This window comes from Alkalihalophilus pseudofirmus, from assembly GCF_029094545.1.
In the GTDB taxonomy this organism is placed as follows: Bacteria; Bacillota; Bacilli; order Bacillales; family Bacillaceae_D; genus Alkalihalophilus; species Alkalihalophilus pseudofirmus.
On sequence record NZ_CP117835.1, the window covers coordinates 1,941,530 to 1,957,428 of the forward strand.

Consider the following 15,899-nt stretch of genomic DNA (forward strand, 5'->3'; position numbering starts at 1 on the left):
GTTAGTATTATGTTGAGTTAGTATTACTTTTCACCAGTCGCATTCAGGGTAACTTAATATTTTTTGATCTTAAATAACTCCGAATTTTTTTAGTGCATAGGCTATACCATCTTCGCTAGAATTAAGAGTCACAAAATCTGCTACCTTCTTCAAACTGTCAGTTCCATTCCCCATTGCAATGCCCAAACCTGCTAATTCCAGCATATCTATATCATTCTCACCATCGCCAAATGCAATAGCTTCAGATTTATCGATTTTAAAATATTCAAGGGTTTTGAAGATAGCTAATGATTTCGATATATCTTCTTGTAGAACATTTAATATAAAAGGATGCCATCTTCTAAAAGAAAGATGAGGAAATTTGTGAATATATTTTTCAAGCATTTCATCGTCCGCAAACAGACACATTAGATATATTTCATCATTATGAAAAAGTTGGTTAATCTCTGGATAATGATTTAATGATAAAGTTTCCTTTAACGCTCTTAGTATATTGTCATCCTTTATTCCGTTCATATAAAAATTTTCAGAATAGAATGATAGTCCATGATTCTCTGCTTTTGCATATTCAACCACTTCTCGAACGATGTTTTTATCCATCTGTACTTTATGAAGGACTTTGTCATCATGCTTCACATAGGCACCATTCGCTGTTATGAAAGTGTCGATTCCTAATTCTCTTATTTCATTACACATTGATAAAGGTCTACCAGTTGCCGCTACAATCTTCAGCCCTTTATGTTTTAACGCTTTGATCGCTTCTTTCGTCTTACTCGAAATACTACCGTCCTCATGATTTGTAATCGTTCCGTCAATATCCAAAAATACAATCTTATAATCCATAAGAAACCCCTTATTATATATTGTTATGGTAAATATAAACTATTAATAAAATTTTATCATAATAAGTAATATATAAGAATGTTAAAAGGGTATCTTTGTTTCCATGGCTTCCGAATGACTTAAATTGCCCTATACTAACTAACTACTGTTACGGCTGGTTATGTAATGGCAAACGATCTAAATTTCAGGGAGAATATACTATGAAAAATTAAGTGTTATTCAAATGAATTAAACAGATGTTCCTGTAAGTGGTGTTTCAATTTTGTGATATATGAATCTAGCTCCGCGAGATTCATTGACGAATAAATTGAGAAGGTTGGTAATTTGTTAAAGCCGCAATATTCAAATGTCTTATGAATTGAAAGTAAAACCTGATCTTCACTTAACCCTTCTAAAAAATCGTCTTTCATGCCGTTAAACGCTGATTCCCTTGCCCCCCAAGTAACCGAGAGCATGTATTCTTTCTCATTGAACTTTCCACCTGTCCCAAACTTCTTAGCTTTTCCAAAGAACACATCTGGGACGAAGACATCATCTATATATTTCTTCAAAATACCCGGTAAGCTAAACCAATAAATAGGTGCTTGGATAATGACAACGTCTGCCCATTTAAACTTCTGAATCTCTTCATTTACGTGGTAGCCCTTTATAATATCGGTATGTATTACTTCATATCCCTTCGGTGTGAGTTCTGTAATATGCTTTACCATTGTATTATTTAACTGTCCTTGCGCCCTCTCGTAGTAATCATGTCCGTTAATGATCAATAGATTTCTCATATAGTACCTCCTTGAATAATTTGTAAACTAAGAGTACACTATTTATTGAAATCGTTACAGATGATTATTTCGATTGAAATGATCGTTATTTCCGATCGATGAGAAGGAGTACAAATGGACATTAAACAACTTCGCACATTTTTAGTTGCTTCAAAGACCTTGAATTTCACAAAAACAGCAGAGCAAATGCAATATGCTCAATCCAGCGTCACCGCTCAAATAAAAAAGCTAGAAGCTGAGTTTGACCTTAAGCTGTTTGAACGGCTTGGAAAAAGGTTAGTTCTTACTCAATCTGGAGAAAGCTTAAGACAATATGCTACAAAGATCGTACATTTAGAAGAAGAAGCTAGAAAATCCCTAAAAGCTGACCATAATGGAGGAACGCTTATAATTGGGGCACAAGAAAGTCAATGCACATATCGTTTGCCAGGCTTATTACGGGACTACAAACTAAAGTACCCATCTATTCAACTAATATTTAAAGCTGCTCATTCAGATGAAATGGCCACCAAAAGTTTGATGAAAGGAGAAATTGATTTAGCCTTTATAATGGATGCTCAAAAAATGAACCCCTATGTTCAATCGACCCCTTTAATCCAAGAAAAATTGCTTTTGATTTGCTCACCAACTCATTCTTTAGCTGCTCAAAGTACGGTTATCCCTGAAGAATTAGGAACTGAAACCATTTTGTATACAGAGAGTGGCTGCCCATACAGAAACACTTTCGAAGATATTCTAAATAATCATCAAGTCACTCCTAAAACTACTCTTGAATTTATTAGTTTAGAAGCGATAAAACAATGTGTAATCTCAAATCTGGGTGTGGCTGTTCTACCAGAAATGGTAGTTAAAGAAGAATTAAAAAAGACTGAATTGGTAGAGTTGAAATTCAAAGTAGAGATGCCCACTCTAACCACACAAATGGCCTTACATAAAGATAAGTGGGTAAGCCCGCAACTAGCAGATTTTATAGGTATGACAAAGGAATATTTTAAATGATATGTATGTTGTCTCATGTTCAATAATAGACAGGCCTAAGTACTTACAGCAAAGAGGTGATCGGGTGAAAAAAGAGAAACGTTCCTTTCGCGACTATAGCTATAAGGAGAGAGCAATTGCAAATAGTAAATTTACAGTAATTCTAGCACTATTTATTTTATTTCCAGAATACCCTTTATGGTTATATCTTCTTACTATGTGTGTAATGGGGATCGGGATCCTCTATAATATAGTCATGCACGTTAAAACAAAAAGAAAGAAAGCATCCAAATAGCTCTAAAGCGTTCGGTTGACGAGGAAAAAAGTGCAAATAATTGTGTCAATGGTATGCTAATCAGCATATATATTAACAACCAATTGGTCATGTAAATGGCAAGTAAAAAAGCTCAGATATCTGAGCTTTTTTATGATGTGTAATGACTATTCTTCTTCAACTAACGCACCCAATAGTTTAAGTGTAATTATTCACAATCTTTACTTTCGAAAAGTATCAGCTACTAAATTCACTTAAGTAGTAAAGGTGATTTTCTCTGCCATAGTTATATCGTTTGTTATACATTTTTAAATCAAGAGTAATGGTTTTTTGGTATTATTTAATGTTGTAGGCAAAGATTATAAGAATACATAAATTAGCCTCCGTTGATACAATTAGCGCAATTTTCACTTAAGTGGTACTGAGATTATTATTAAAGGAGTTATAAATGAAAATTCAAAAAAAATATTATCGCATTGGTGAAATATCAGACATATTCGGAATTCCAAAACAAACTTTAAGATATTACGATAAAATAGGTAAGTTTTCACCTGAATACACAGATGAAGAGAATGGATACAGGTATTACTCGCTAAGTCAACTGCAATATTTACACGCTTTAAAAGTTTTTAAAATTATGGGCGTCTCTTCTAGTGATATTGATAAATACATGTCTACAGATTGGGATTTGGAAAAATTAAAAGAAAATTACGAGATGCAAATAAAGCGTATTAATAACGATATTAGAAATCTAATTTCCATGAAAAAAAGCCTTAAGGGAAAAATTCATCACTTCAATGAATTAAGAAAGAATAATATAAACGATATTACTTTAGTTGAAAGAGATGAAAAAATAATTTATACAAAGGATGTACAGATTAATTCCGTTGAGGAGCAAGAAATAGAGTATTATAAAGCTTTTGAATCTCTTGCTGAAGCAAATCAGCTTATACAAGTTAACCCTGGTTTTATTGTCAAAAAAACATCTTTTGTAAACGATAGCACTATTGCTTCCTCACTTTTCTTAGATATACCTAACAACATTCCAAATGATTATAATACTTCTATAATTCCTAAAGGGTATTTTTTATCGCTATATATAGAAGATAGTTATTCAAATTCTCCTATTTATTATAAGAAACTTAAGGATTACATAGAAGAAAATGAAATAGAAATACTAAGTGATGTTTTTGAATTTTGTTATACGGTCTTACCATCAAAAGAAAATGATTTAAGTTCCTGGGAATTGTTAGTAAGAATTAACCCGTTGACCTTACAGTTACTGTAGGGTTTATAGTATAAACAACCACTTATTAAAATATTGGTTTAAAGTGGTTAACACAAGGTGAAAACCTAAAATAAAATTATAGATAAGGAGCCAAGAAAAAATGATTAAAGTAGCAATTGTTTACCATAGTGAAGGCGGACGAACTAAAAAACAAGCAGAAGCGATTCGTCGTGGTGCTGAGTCTTTAGAGGGGACAGAAGTTCTTTTTCTTACAACTCAAGAAGCAAGCGAACGTCTTGAAGATTTAGATAGGGCAGATGCGATTGTCTTTGGATCTCCAACCTATTTGGGAAGTATGTCTGCTGAAATGAAAAGATTTCTTGAATCTGGAATTGATCGTTGGTTTTCTAGAGCGTGGCAAAATAAAATTGCCGGGACTTTTACACATTCAACAAACTTCTCAGGCGACAAGGTGAATACACTTATTGGTATGTTATTTAATGCGATGCAACAAGGTATGATCTATGTTAGTCTTGGACAACTACCAGCTTCAAATGAACCTGATTCTATGAAGAGCCTTGTTGGTCCAAGTCCAGATGCTATCAACCGGATTGATGGAAGTATTGGCGCAATGGCAACAAGTTTTGAAGTTAAAGCTGATGAAGCACCATCGAAAGGCGATATTCTCACAGCAGAAGCATATGGTCGTAGAATTGCGGATATCACAGCACAGTTTGCTCGTGGTCGTCAGTAATTAACTTTTAATAAATAAAGCCCTTTTGATTTATATATCAAAGGGCTTTTTGTGTCATTTTTCAAAATAAGAGAAAAGTGAAAAGGCGTTATCAATCAACCGAGACACGAGCTTGTACATTTCTATTTGATATTATCTTCTTCAGTATAGATAGGAAATATTCAAGTGAAAGCATGGCAACAACAAGTGTCGGATTAGAATTTTCACTTGTAGAATACTGTAAGATCAAAGCTGGCGATATTATCCTCCTAATAGTGACCATGCTCCTACCAGTCCATCAAGATGCACAATATTAGTTATATCACCTTAGCCTCCTGTAAACACATAATAATTTTTCGTAGATTACAATAAAGAAATGTGGGGACATTCTCCACACTCTTTTTAAACTAACGCACCCGTTCGTAATATAAGGTTAGCCAGATAAGAAAATATTTCTGGTTGACCTTATTTTTTATGGTCATATGATAGCGGTAGTCGGGGTAGAACGTCGCACCCGTGGGACTCGATCCCGTTAGCTAAACTGTTCGCCCCCTACTTGTATGAACATGTTTCAGGCTGGTTGGGACATAGAAATGATCCCGTTTAACAAGCGAACCTATGACACTACAAGAAGCTCTAGGGGTTACCGACTAATTTATTTCTAGGAGTTGATAAACAATGAATCCAGTCATCGGTCTGGATGTCTCAAAAGGAGAAAGTCAGGTTCAAGCCTTCTTGGACAAGGGAAAGCCTTATCGTAAGAGTTTCAGTATTAAACATAATCGTGAGGGTCTCGAGACATTCTTGGCATTTCTTCAAGAAGTCGAACAAGCAGCACAAGGACAACCACCTTCTGTGGTTTTAGAGTCGACAGGTCATTATCATCTACCTGTGATTCAGTTTCTGGAGGACCAAAAGTATGTGTATATTGTCATCAACCCACTCATTTCGCATCGAGCGAAAAGTTCGAGCTTACGCAAGGTAAAAACAGATGCCGTTGATGCGTATCATTTGTGCGAGCTTTACTACAAGGAGGAGCTTGAACCCTATAAAAAACGAGGGATTCAACTCTTAAATCTTCGTAATTTAACCAGACAACAAGAGACGATCGCTGAAGTATCGGCGAATACGAAACTACAACTCCATTCCTTATTGGATCAGGTGTTTCCTGAATACAGAGGCGTATTTGGTAGTTTGTATTCGAAGGTATCGTTATTAACCCTGCAGGCTTTTCCAACTTCAGAGGCTGTCTTACAAGTGGATGAGTCTGAATTGGTCGAAAAGATCGCTTCGTTATGTAAAAGTCGTTCTGAGAGGTGGGCCATAGAAAAAGCACAAAAGCTGCGAGAGGCTGCCTTGCGTAACCCGTTTCAAAAGAATTTGTATGAGAGTCATATTTTTAATTTGGAGATGTTAACGAACATCGTTCTTCAATACCAAGAGCACCTATCCAACATCGCAACTGAAATAGATGCCCTTGCGAAAGAAATTGAAGAATATCAGATTATCCAATCTATTCCCGGAATTGGAGAAAAGATCGCCGCCACGATTATTTCTGAGATCGGTGAGATAGATCGGTTTAATCACCCAAAGAAGTTGGTTGCATTCGCTGGAGTCGACCCTAGTGTTTACTCTTCAGGAAAGTTTACAGCTTCCGTTAATCGGATAACTAAAAGAGGCTCTTCCAGACTGAGACATGCCTTATTTATGGCCGTTCAATGCGGGATTAGAGATTCTCGTAAGCAAAAGACAACCGACGAAATTATTGCACGGAACAAGAGACTCAGAGAGTTTTACGATAAAAAACGCGAAGAAGGTAAACCATTTAGAGTCGCTGTCATTGCTTGTGTCAATAAACTCTTACATTGGATTTATGCTTTACTGAAAAGCAAAACACCTTTCCAAGATGTAGCTTGATAGCTATATCTAACTAGATAGACCAAGACCTTCCAAAAAGTACAGATTGGTAGGTTATTTGGTATACTCATTTTTAGTATAGCATGTGTAATTTCATTTTTTTATTGAAATTGTTGACAAACTATTAGCTGGTTTACTTTAAGTACATTATTTCACAAAGCCATTAATCATTATAAAATCTAACTATGCTTGCATTGAAAATTAAAATAAGTCCCCAACTTCTGCACTAGCTACTTTTATAAATATATTAGTTTACCAACTGACTCCATAAGAATTTTGAAATTGTTCAGTCAATTGAGGGTGGTCTGTAAGGCTAAATACATCTAATACCGTCCTATTGTTTTGATAAACTCGAACTATAAACTCTTCACCGTCAGCCTTAGCTAAATAAAATTTTCGCAATTGTGGAGAGTCTTCTGTTCCAACATATTTAAATGATATCTCACTGCTTGAGCTAAGGACTTCAACCATATTTGCTTCGAGAGTCCTTTGTTGTTGAGCGTTTGCAAATGCAATTATTCCAACAAAAAATATTAAAGAAATAACAATAAAACCAATCATACCTTTAGCAATACTAACTTCATTACCAGTAACAACTTTGGGTTTTCTATTAACCTCCGTTTGCATACCAACACCTCCTATGCTATATTACTAAAAAAATTCCAGTTATACCATTTAATTAGCTATTATTCACTAAATTTCCTTAATTTAGAGTTAGCTACTAGTAAATTAAATTAACATGCTCCTTTAACTTAAAATCATTTTCATTTTATTGACAATAAAAAAAGCAATGCCATGTTCAGCGTTGCTCAGGTAGTGTTATTTTCTACTCGTTATGAATAAATTTTGAGAAAAATAGTAAGCTAATGTTGCGAGTGATAAAGTTGCCAGTAACGGGATTATAGAAGTCTGCCCAAACATTACTTCTTGATTTACACCAATCTTCGTTGAAGAAAAATCAGGAGTATAGAAAATCGTGAGAACCCACCCTGATATAATTTGTAATACGATAAATAGAAGCATAAAACTAAATATAAATACAATAAATTTTCTCATTTTATTCACTCCCTTTAAATTTTATACGAAACGCCTAGAAGTAAGGTTTCAATTTAATCCAATATTTAACAACATTGCCCTTTTGGTTTAATATTAATTTTCTTTTCGTTAACAAAGAGAAATGCATCCCTTATTGAAGGATGCTGCTTCGTTAATTCATTGAAAAATGGCGATAACCATTAATCAGCTATCGCACTCCGTTAGTTTAAATGACATTCTTTACTTAGGACACGCCACTCTTCTTCAACTTTGAATTGTTCTCCTGTAAGTTCGAATATATAATTCTGTGGTTTTGCAGTTTTAAATAATTCCGGAAAAATTTCTTGAGTATAGTTTTCGTGTAAACATGCGCTCTCCCAACCAGTAAACACAAGAAAACCATTACTTTCCCTTTGTAAGAAAGCGATTGTTCCTCCAAGCATCCCTTCGGACTCTATCATCCCTATATTCCAAACATTTTTTTGCATATCTATAAAGTTCTTAAGTTGGTCTTCTTTCACTTGTGTCAATGTCACACGTATATATTGACAATCTTTTAAAATATTAAGAATATTATCTTCTGAGCCTGGCACCTTTAGTTTCTCATCATATAATGTCACATCTATTGATTCATAAGTGTTTTCCTGGCCGGAATTGACAAAGATTTGATCATGTTGCCCTTTCATAAACTGTTGATAATCGACTTGATTCTCCCAAAAAGAATAGATCCATGCAGTTAATGGTTGTTTGATACTCCATCCACCAATTTGGCCTAAAAAACCTTTTACCTTACTAAGATGTCCCCATTGCTTTTGATATTCTTGAAATGCTTCTCTTTGATCATCTTTAACAATACATGAAATTCTCTTTATAATCATTGACCATAACCTCCAAAAACTTATACTGAATTTATTGTATAACCCGATAACTCGAAAAACCTTATTACCACATAAGTAAAAAGGAAAGCAAGGGGAATTATATTGCCCTTATCACAAGTTAAATTTTCGCACCCTTTACTTTTATTACAACAAGAAGAAACGATCACCCTTTATTGATCAAGTGCACCCGTTAGCTTAAGTGTAATTATTCACAAACTTTGGAAATATTATGATGTTTACAAACTTTTAATAAATTGATGGATGTGTTGGTTGACTTGTTCGGGATTATCCAGATTTGTTGCATGATGTGCATTATCAATAACAAAAAGTTGCGACCCTTTTATTCTATTATTCATATAGCCTTGTTGGCTTTTGGTCATGGTATCATTATCCCCATGTAAAATTAGAGTTGGACAAGTTACTTTATCTAAGTCATCACTACTATCCATCCTTGTTACAGTATTCCATATACGAACCCAGTTATTGTATGACATTGAACTAACTGCATCCTCAATATATTGTTTGTTATTACTATTAAACTTAGATAAACTACGAGCTTGGAGCTTTGCAGAAATAGTTATTGGTATTAAACGATTTGACCAACGATTGATAGGAACAAACATTTTTTCATACCAATTGAAATTCATTGTAAAAGGAGTACCAATCAAGATAAGCGATTTCACAAACTCCGGAAAGCGAATTGCGGTCTGTAAAGAAATATGCCCACCCATAGATAAACCACAAAGGTTAGCTTTCTTAATCTTTAAGTGATTGAGTAAACCGATTAAATCTTTACTAAAATCTTCAGAATCAACTTTTCCAGGAGGCAGCGATGAATATCCGTGTCCACGAACGTCCCATATAATTGTTTTATAAGATTTAGAAAAGATATCAACTTGTTGTTTCCATTGTTTATGATTCCATGACGCTCCGTGAGTAAATACTATAGGTTCTCCTTCACCTACAACTTCATAGTAAATCTCAGTATTGTTAATAATACACTTTGGCATTTTCCCCCTCCTTTTCATTCCTCATGTTCAATGAGCGTAGAGACAATTTTCCTTCGCTAAAGCTACTCGTTCCTTGAATAAGTTATTTAAAAGCATAGGATCTAGTTCTTATAATAATAGCTCCTAATCCATTTGCTATAATTTAATTAAAGGTTGTTTTGTTACATTTCTAAAAACCTGGAATAAACTACTTATTCCAATAATCACACCTAATACTATGTACATCATTGCTCTTTCCATTTCTTCGTATACTAAGACAGAAGAAACAATAACCCCTATTGCAAATAGAATTATAAAAATATGAAAGCCGATTTTTAGTCTTCTAACTGATTGTTCACTCATGAGTAATACCTCCAAGTCATTAAATTTTAACATAAATATCCAAATTGCTTATTAAAGAAACCTGTTCCTTTACTCAATAAGAGTTGCCATACCCCCTTTTGGAAGATGGCACTTCTTTAGGGAAGAAAAAATCTACTTATAGGAGTTACTTATTTTTTCTAAACTTGCTTATAAAAATGGTTGTGTAGAAAACACAAATCATTAAAACAAAAGTTATAGTAAAAATAAATTTGTAATCAAGTTCTCGATTTAATAACATATCATTTAAAACCACGAAAAAGGCATAAGCAAGGAAAACCGTATGGAAAGAATTGCGATACGCTTTTAGATTTATGTTGTTTGATTGGGTGCTATTGGCTTGCAATCTATCTCACCTCCATAAGTAAACTTCAACTACTTCTCTAATTTCTTCTTGTATTAACCTGCCCCTTTAGTTTAACATTAATTTCCTTTTCTTTGACATAGAAAAAGCATTCCTTGGTGAAGGAATGCACCCATTAGCTGAAGAATTAATTTGATACACTATAAAATTTGTAACCATCCACAATTTGAGGAAACTCTTGGTTTGTTACTTCTAACCAATTGGTTTCCACTATGGTATCGTTATTTGCATTTATTTCTGCAACCGTTTTATTTGATTCTCTCGTAACAAAGTAAATATTCACTTCTTTTACTACATCCAAATGTTCCTTAGAATAATCCTTTACAGCTTCCAGTGATGCTTTCGTTTCAACGCCCACATAGAATTCAGCATCTTCATTACTCCACGTTTCAGAATTTGGAAGCATTTTAACTTCAATGTTTAATTCTCCATCTGCAAAATCAACAACTGAAAAGTCATAAAAATTTTTACTATTTTCTTTTAAGTAAGCTTGTATTTTTTCTTCTTCGCTTTGGTAGCAAGCAGATAACATTAAAGTAACAGACAATAATAATAACTTGAACAAAATATACTTTTTCATAGCTTCCCTCTTCCCCATCTTTAATAAGACAAACGAAAATTTCCACTGCTTTTTCTGAACTAACCTGCCCGTTACTTCAATAATAAGGAAAGGCGATAACCCTTAATCAGCTATCGCACCCGAGTTAATAATTTTAGTAGGCTATTTAGTAGATATGTGAATCTCGATATGACCATTAGGATAATATTTTTCAAAATCAAATGAATAAGCTCTCTTTAAATCCCCGTTCTCCTCTTGTTCCCATATCTGCTTCCAAGTATTAAGTATTCCATTTTCATTCAATGAATCCACTTTAAAAATCTCGTATTTACTTATGCTTGGAATTTTAATTGTTTTTGCGTTATTACTACTTTCTACTGCTACACTTACTGTATAATCCCCTCTATAATCACTCTCGTATTCATGGTACAAACCATATGTAACCTCATCCTGATTTAATAAAGCACTTGATGCCTCTTTCCACATCTCTGTGATCTTTTGCATGATAGCTTTGTCTTCAAAATTATTAGTTCTCACACTTTTGATGATCGTTAGGTTCATTTGATTAGCCTCACAATATGATTATTTATTTTTCTTTCAACATAATAAATATATTACCTTCTTCTTTAACTCTTCTGTTCCATTAGTTTAAAATTAATTTCTTTTTAGTTGACAAAGAAAAAGCATCCCTTGTTAAGGAATGATACCCGTTAGTGGATTAAAAAATTTGATTAAACAACTCCCCAATAAAGAAAACTCATAGTAAAAAATAATCACAAATGTCGAAAGTACTTTTGGTAATTTACCATAAAAGTATATTAAAGCTGACCCTATTAGTATGTGAATACAAGCAAAAAGAATTAGACTCATTTACCTACCTCTTGCCTAAATTGTACCATTTTCATTTTGATAATTAACCTTTTTTCACTAACCTGCTTCGTTACTGCAATAAGATAAAGAGCAATCCCTGCTTCTTCAATGGTGGGGAGATAAGCTGTTTGCACTAAGGAGATTGTTCATCTATGTACACTTCATTTCAATATGATCATATTGATCTCCTATAAAAGGCGTTAAAACAAAAGGCCAAAAATATACAGACAAAAGGGATCTAGTTCATTAATCCTTGTGTCTGTACTTTTTAATTTTATTTAATCATTGTAGATTCATTTTTTTCATTGAGAATTATAGGTGTGATTAATGGTCTTATTATTAAATATACAAGATAACCAACAGCAACTCCTAATGTGTTTAAAATAAGGTCATCTATGTTAAAAGTTCTATATGTAACACCTAAAACTAGAGATAGTACCAATTGAGTTAATTCAATTCCTAAAGAAACACAAAGTCCATATAATAGTGTTCTATAAAATGAGTTTCTCTTTAAAATTAAAGGTAAATAAATACCTAAGGGTAAAAGTAAAATTAAATTCCCTAGAGTTGAAAAGGAGAGTAACCCTTGTTGTGTAAAAATAGATTGAAAGGGAATAAAGTTGTTTTTAAGCTCCATAATTTCTGCCATGAATTTTGAATCAGGACCAATTGGTATAGGGAAAATTGTATAATTAATTACGTAAAGTAGGTATATGCTAAAACTATAAATTAAGAGTCTAAAAGTCAATTTAGGCTTATTCTTACTTTTCCAATAAAATATATTTTCACCAATAATAAACAAAAAAAATAGTGGTAATCCAACAAATTTAAACATCAACAAATCAATCATTGTGATTCACTTCCCTACTAAAGCCAAGCTGAATTTAGCTTGGCTTTTACAAATTATTTAATGTATTAGTTAGTAATAGTAGCACGACCTATTAAAGTTGAATTATCATTTGCTTTTGTCCAACGGAAATAGGTCCCTGACGAAGGTACGGACCAACTTGAAGTGGCAGCAGAGAACCTATCTTGAGTTTTCATGCCATACGACTTACCATTCTTGTCCATAAGAGTGATATAGAATACAGTGGGACTTCCCTGCTTCCAACCCGGATTTGATTTGTTGAATGTTCGGACACTAACACTTCCAGATTTCAGGTTATAATCAGGTGAATTTAAAGCTACTTTAAACTCAAAAGAACGCTCCCACGTCGCAGCACCTACTACAAATGGTAGACATAAAACTGTTGCGAAGACTAAAACTGCAATTATTTTTTTATACATTTCTACTATTCCTTCTCAATCTTTTTCTGAGGATCCTCGAAATACATAATAAGTAAATTTTACAAATAATAGAATAGGTCTAAAGTTTCGTTTAGATAAATTTACCAAAAAACGAATGAAATGTTATTAATAATTATGTTTCTGAGAGTGGTATTCTGAAGGAAATATGCTGTGTATACGTGTATACCTTGTGTTACAACCAGATAGAATAACTAAAACAGTTAAACTGCCCCGTTAGTTTAAGAACAGCACTTCACAAACTACCTCTATAATATTAACATATAATTTCCATTTACCTTCAACAACAGCCCCGATTAGCAGAAGTTTTAGCACTGATTTTAACAACACCGCATAAATTTGTGAGGTGCTGTTAAAATGGATGCGAATTGATGTGCTAATTTGTATGCTAAATACGTTAAATCATTGATATAGCAACAAAAATAAGGACACCAATTTATATGCGAAGGATGTCCTCAATTAGGTTGTTATTTAATGTTTTCTCCCCAGTAACCGAACCCGTTAAAATAGCTCTGATGCTTTCTTATAATTTAATGTAATGGTATGTTCTCTTCGCTTGGTGTAAACGCACTTCTTTAATCCACTAAATCTAACGCGATATCAGATAGTCTATGCCTGATGACTAGTTGTACTTTTCTTGATTTTTCATTCATCCCTATAAGATCAACAGTCTGTTCACCCCAAGTTAATTTTGTTTCTTGTTCTAATTTCTTTACTTGTTTTTCTATCAATTCTGTATGTTCTTCATACAATTTAATGGCCGCTTTCTCATCCTTAAATACCTCTGGCAATTGATAATTTAAACCTGCAAACCATTCTCGAAACGCTGATTCTCCATATGTATTTAATCTGCTATTCAACACATTTCTTAGTTCCCAATAAAAGCAATGGTCAACCCCATTTCAACCATCTTTCTCTCAATATTTTCTAGTGTAATGTTTAACAGACTTGGTTTTCTAGTTAATTGAATGAACCAATAACCGAAGAAGAACCCTAAAATTAGATAAAGCCAATTAAAATGGATCTCTCCCATATCGCGCCATGCTTTAATTCCAGAATAGATAAAGCTGCTTACATAAAGAATGGATATCATCCCAAACAAACAAAGATAGAGTGTATTATATTTATTAAACATGATTACCTGTCTCTATTATCGTATTAATATGAATGACGAAAATCCCTTACCATCTCTCTAAACCTTTCCTTCTCTTCTAAATGTGGAAAATGATTGCTTGTTTCAAATATAAACAGCTTAGAATTTAGAAGACGGTTATGTATTTCTTCTGAATAAACAATAGGACATTGGGAGTCATGTCTGCCGCAAAAGACGGTAGTCGGAGTGCTACTATGTGTTATATGATCGCGAATATCATAGGTTGGCAGTTCGTTATTGATATAATAATCTAAACGTTTCTGAACAACCTTACCGCTGCTTGGTATTGAAAAGAATTCATCAAAACGACTTGGCTCGTATATCGACATTTCCGTCCATTCACGTACAGCTTGCATTCTCTCTTCTTTTGTAGAATCACTAGATTTAATGATTGATAACAATTCTCTTACTCTCTGATTTAGAGGATGTTTATAGCTGTAAATACTATCTTTATGCTCCATATAGGCTTTCGTAGCGGCTGCTCCACCGACCATTAACCGTTTTAAAGAACTGGAATGTTTTTCCGCATAGACCAAACCCAGCATTCCTCCTGTTGAATGCCCTGCGAAACTCCATGTCTTAAATCCTAATGCTAGCCTTATGGCTTCTAGATCTTCCGAGGTTTCCCTCATGCTTAGTTCAACCTCATTTTTAATACGAGGAGAATTTCCAGCTTCCTTTAAATTGATAAGAAAAACGGAAAAAGAGTCAACAAACATATCTGCAAAATAATTCCCACGTTCATTAAACTCACTGTAAAGATGAGTAATGAATAACGGTTCCCCGCTGCCCGCTACGAAAACTTCAAACACTCCTCTTTGGGTATTGATTAGCTTTTGCTCCCACATAGGCTCTCCTCCGTGATTCTTTATATTTCCTGAATACAACCCTCTCAATCTTTGTTTATTCTAACATAAATAACCATTTTCTGACTGCTTACATAGATGTTTTCATGATCAACCAAATGATTAAGAAAAATCTATTTACATAATCATCCATTCATAATATATTATATATAACAAGTTGAATGTAAAATGTTTTGGTGGTGTGATGAATGAGCTTAAGATTTGGGATATTAGGTTTGCTTAAATATGAGAGTATGACAGGTTATGACTTGCAAAAGACCTTCAATTCCTCACTGCAATTTATGTGGAATGCGAAGACGAGTCAAATTTATCGAGAGCTGAAAACGTTGGAGAGTCAACAGCTTGTGAGTTCTTCAGTAATAGAGCAAGAAAGCAAATTTGATCGGAAGGTATACACGATCACAACAAAGGGGAACGAATCATTCTTAAGCTGGATGCAAAAATTTCCTCAAGATTTGAATGCCCCTATACGCGATGAATTCATAATGAGGATCTTCTTTAGTGAATTTATGGATGATGACGAGGTTAGTTTTGAAATCAGAAGATACCAGAAGCAACAAGAAGACTTACTCCAAATATTAAATGTGATTAAAAAGCAAGCAGTATTAGATGCGAAGGAAAATAGCTATGAAAGGTCACTGTTCTACTGGCTGTTAACAATCAAAAGAGCAATGAAATCGATCGAAGCAGAAAAAGAGTGGGCAGAGGAAGCTTTAGCGTTGATTGAAAGTAGAAAGGGTTGAGAAG

Annotated in this window: 19 protein-coding genes; 5 read left to right on the forward strand and 14 right to left on the reverse strand. The window is 33.7% G+C overall.

Translation table 11 applies throughout. The annotated features are described in order from the left end of the window. Positions 1-69: 69 nt before the first annotated feature. Together PQ478_RS10395 and PQ478_RS10400 are read right to left on the reverse strand one after the other, a co-directional pair. Positions 70-843, reverse strand: a complete 774-nt coding sequence (locus PQ478_RS10395; protein ID WP_289236812.1) for a Cof-type HAD-IIB family hydrolase — start codon at positions 841-843, stop codon at positions 70-72. Positions 844-1,058: 215 nt separating this feature from the next. Then, a complete protein-coding gene (locus PQ478_RS10400) occupies positions 1,059-1,622 on the reverse strand; it encodes an NAD(P)H-dependent oxidoreductase (protein ID WP_289236813.1) in 564 nt (187 codons plus the stop codon). Between the two features lie 114 nt (positions 1,623-1,736). Between PQ478_RS10400 and PQ478_RS10405 the strand changes: the two genes are divergently transcribed. From PQ478_RS10405 to PQ478_RS10420, 4 genes are all read left to right on the forward strand, one after another. Further along, entirely contained in the window at positions 1,737-2,621 is an 885-nt protein-coding gene (locus PQ478_RS10405) for a LysR family transcriptional regulator (protein WP_289236814.1), read from the forward strand. 701 nt (positions 2,622-3,322) lie between these two features. Then, entirely contained in the window at positions 3,323-4,162 is an 840-nt protein-coding gene (locus PQ478_RS10410; RefSeq protein ID WP_289236815.1) for a MerR family transcriptional regulator, read from the forward strand. A 100-nt stretch (positions 4,163-4,262) separates the two neighbouring features. Then, positions 4,263-4,856, forward strand: a complete 594-nt coding sequence (locus tag PQ478_RS10415) for a flavodoxin family protein (protein ID WP_289236816.1) — start codon at positions 4,263-4,265, stop codon at positions 4,854-4,856. A gap of 657 nt (positions 4,857-5,513) precedes the next feature. Further along, on the forward strand, positions 5,514-6,752 hold the full coding sequence (locus PQ478_RS10420) for an IS110 family RNA-guided transposase (RefSeq protein ID WP_289234220.1): 1,239 nt from the start codon (positions 5,514-5,516) through the stop codon (positions 6,750-6,752). A 252-nt stretch (positions 6,753-7,004) separates the two neighbouring features. On the opposite strand, the gene PQ478_RS10425 is transcribed toward PQ478_RS10420, so the two are convergent. The 12 genes from PQ478_RS10425 to PQ478_RS10480 all read right to left on the reverse strand — a co-directional run bounded on the left by PQ478_RS10425 (position 7,005) and on the right by PQ478_RS10480 (position 15,134). Then, positions 7,005-7,379, reverse strand: a complete 375-nt coding sequence (locus PQ478_RS10425) for a hypothetical protein (protein WP_289236817.1) — start codon at positions 7,377-7,379, stop codon at positions 7,005-7,007. A gap of 192 nt (positions 7,380-7,571) precedes the next feature. Next, positions 7,572-7,808: a hypothetical protein gene (locus PQ478_RS10430; protein WP_289236818.1), complete on the reverse strand. Its 237-nt coding sequence runs from the start codon at positions 7,806-7,808 to the stop codon at positions 7,572-7,574. Between the two features lie 200 nt (positions 7,809-8,008). Further along, the gene (locus tag PQ478_RS10435; RefSeq protein ID WP_289236819.1) at positions 8,009-8,665 is read right to left on the reverse strand and encodes a YdbC family protein; all 657 of its coding nucleotides are present in this window, start codon (positions 8,663-8,665) and stop codon (positions 8,009-8,011) included. 236 nt (positions 8,666-8,901) lie between these two features. Continuing rightward, positions 8,902-9,675: an alpha/beta fold hydrolase gene (locus tag PQ478_RS10440; protein WP_289236820.1), complete on the reverse strand. Its 774-nt coding sequence runs from the start codon at positions 9,673-9,675 to the stop codon at positions 8,902-8,904. A 135-nt stretch (positions 9,676-9,810) separates the two neighbouring features. After that, positions 9,811-10,017, reverse strand: a complete 207-nt coding sequence (locus PQ478_RS10445) for a hypothetical protein (RefSeq protein ID WP_289236821.1) — start codon at positions 10,015-10,017, stop codon at positions 9,811-9,813. Positions 10,018-10,526: 509 nt separating this feature from the next. Beyond that, a complete protein-coding gene (locus PQ478_RS10450; protein ID WP_289236822.1) occupies positions 10,527-10,979 on the reverse strand; it encodes a hypothetical protein in 453 nt (150 codons plus the stop codon). A gap of 141 nt (positions 10,980-11,120) precedes the next feature. Continuing rightward, entirely contained in the window at positions 11,121-11,519 is a 399-nt protein-coding gene (locus PQ478_RS10455) for a GyrI-like domain-containing protein (RefSeq protein ID WP_289236823.1), read from the reverse strand. Between the two features lie 583 nt (positions 11,520-12,102). Beyond that, a complete protein-coding gene (locus PQ478_RS10460) occupies positions 12,103-12,678 on the reverse strand; it encodes a VanZ family protein (RefSeq protein WP_289236824.1) in 576 nt (191 codons plus the stop codon). A 65-nt stretch (positions 12,679-12,743) separates the two neighbouring features. After that, on the reverse strand, positions 12,744-13,115 hold the full coding sequence (locus tag PQ478_RS10465; RefSeq protein WP_289236825.1) for a hypothetical protein: 372 nt from the start codon (positions 13,113-13,115) through the stop codon (positions 12,744-12,746). 593 nt (positions 13,116-13,708) lie between these two features. Further along, positions 13,709-13,996 carry a hypothetical protein gene (locus tag PQ478_RS10470; RefSeq protein ID WP_289236826.1) on the reverse strand — a complete coding sequence of 96 codons (288 nt, stop codon included), beginning with the start codon at positions 13,994-13,996 and terminating at the stop codon, positions 13,709-13,711. Positions 13,997-14,001: 5 nt separating this feature from the next. Continuing rightward, positions 14,002-14,268 carry a hypothetical protein gene (locus PQ478_RS10475; protein WP_289236827.1) on the reverse strand — a complete coding sequence of 89 codons (267 nt, stop codon included), beginning with the start codon at positions 14,266-14,268 and terminating at the stop codon, positions 14,002-14,004. A 23-nt stretch (positions 14,269-14,291) separates the two neighbouring features. Further along, entirely contained in the window at positions 14,292-15,134 is an 843-nt protein-coding gene (locus PQ478_RS10480) for an alpha/beta fold hydrolase (RefSeq protein ID WP_289236828.1), read from the reverse strand. Positions 15,135-15,340: 206 nt separating this feature from the next. Between PQ478_RS10480 and PQ478_RS10485 the strand changes: the two genes are divergently transcribed. Then, on the forward strand, positions 15,341-15,895 hold the full coding sequence (locus tag PQ478_RS10485) for a PadR family transcriptional regulator (RefSeq protein WP_289236829.1): 555 nt from the start codon (positions 15,341-15,343) through the stop codon (positions 15,893-15,895). Positions 15,896-15,899: the final 4 nt, after the last annotated feature.

Bases quoted from the DNA above. Each gene is read 5' to 3' on its own strand.
- PQ478_RS10395 (WP_289236812.1), bottom strand. From the start codon at position 843: ATGGATTATAAGATTGTATTTTTGGATATTGACGGAACGATTACAAAT.
- PQ478_RS10400 (WP_289236813.1), bottom strand. From the start codon at position 1,622: ATGAGAAATCTATTGATCATTAACGGACATGATTACTACGAGAGGGCG.
- PQ478_RS10405 (WP_289236814.1), top strand. From the start codon at position 1,737: ATGGACATTAAACAACTTCGCACATTTTTAGTTGCTTCAAAGACCTTG.
- PQ478_RS10410 (WP_289236815.1), top strand. From the start codon at position 3,323: ATGAAAATTCAAAAAAAATATTATCGCATTGGTGAAATATCAGACATA.
- PQ478_RS10415 (WP_289236816.1), top strand. From the start codon at position 4,263: ATGATTAAAGTAGCAATTGTTTACCATAGTGAAGGCGGACGAACTAAA.
- PQ478_RS10420 (WP_289234220.1), top strand. From the start codon at position 5,514: ATGAATCCAGTCATCGGTCTGGATGTCTCAAAAGGAGAAAGTCAGGTT.
- PQ478_RS10425 (WP_289236817.1), bottom strand. From the start codon at position 7,379: ATGCAAACGGAGGTTAATAGAAAACCCAAAGTTGTTACTGGTAATGAA.
- PQ478_RS10430 (WP_289236818.1), bottom strand. From the start codon at position 7,808: ATGAGAAAATTTATTGTATTTATATTTAGTTTTATGCTTCTATTTATC.
- PQ478_RS10435 (WP_289236819.1), bottom strand. From the start codon at position 8,665: ATGATTATAAAGAGAATTTCATGTATTGTTAAAGATGATCAAAGAGAA.
- PQ478_RS10440 (WP_289236820.1), bottom strand. From the start codon at position 9,675: ATGCCAAAGTGTATTATTAACAATACTGAGATTTACTATGAAGTTGTA.
- PQ478_RS10445 (WP_289236821.1), bottom strand. From the start codon at position 10,017: ATGAGTGAACAATCAGTTAGAAGACTAAAAATCGGCTTTCATATTTTT.
- PQ478_RS10450 (WP_289236822.1), bottom strand. From the start codon at position 10,979: ATGAAAAAGTATATTTTGTTCAAGTTATTATTATTGTCTGTTACTTTA.
- PQ478_RS10455 (WP_289236823.1), bottom strand. From the start codon at position 11,519: ATGAACCTAACGATCATCAAAAGTGTGAGAACTAATAATTTTGAAGAC.
- PQ478_RS10460 (WP_289236824.1), bottom strand. From the start codon at position 12,678: ATGATTGATTTGTTGATGTTTAAATTTGTTGGATTACCACTATTTTTT.
- PQ478_RS10465 (WP_289236825.1), bottom strand. From the start codon at position 13,115: ATGTATAAAAAAATAATTGCAGTTTTAGTCTTCGCAACAGTTTTATGT.
- PQ478_RS10475 (WP_289236827.1), bottom strand. From the start codon at position 14,268: ATGTTTAATAAATATAATACACTCTATCTTTGTTTGTTTGGGATGATA.
- PQ478_RS10480 (WP_289236828.1), bottom strand. From the start codon at position 15,134: ATGTGGGAGCAAAAGCTAATCAATACCCAAAGAGGAGTGTTTGAAGTT.
- PQ478_RS10485 (WP_289236829.1), top strand. From the start codon at position 15,341: ATGAGCTTAAGATTTGGGATATTAGGTTTGCTTAAATATGAGAGTATG.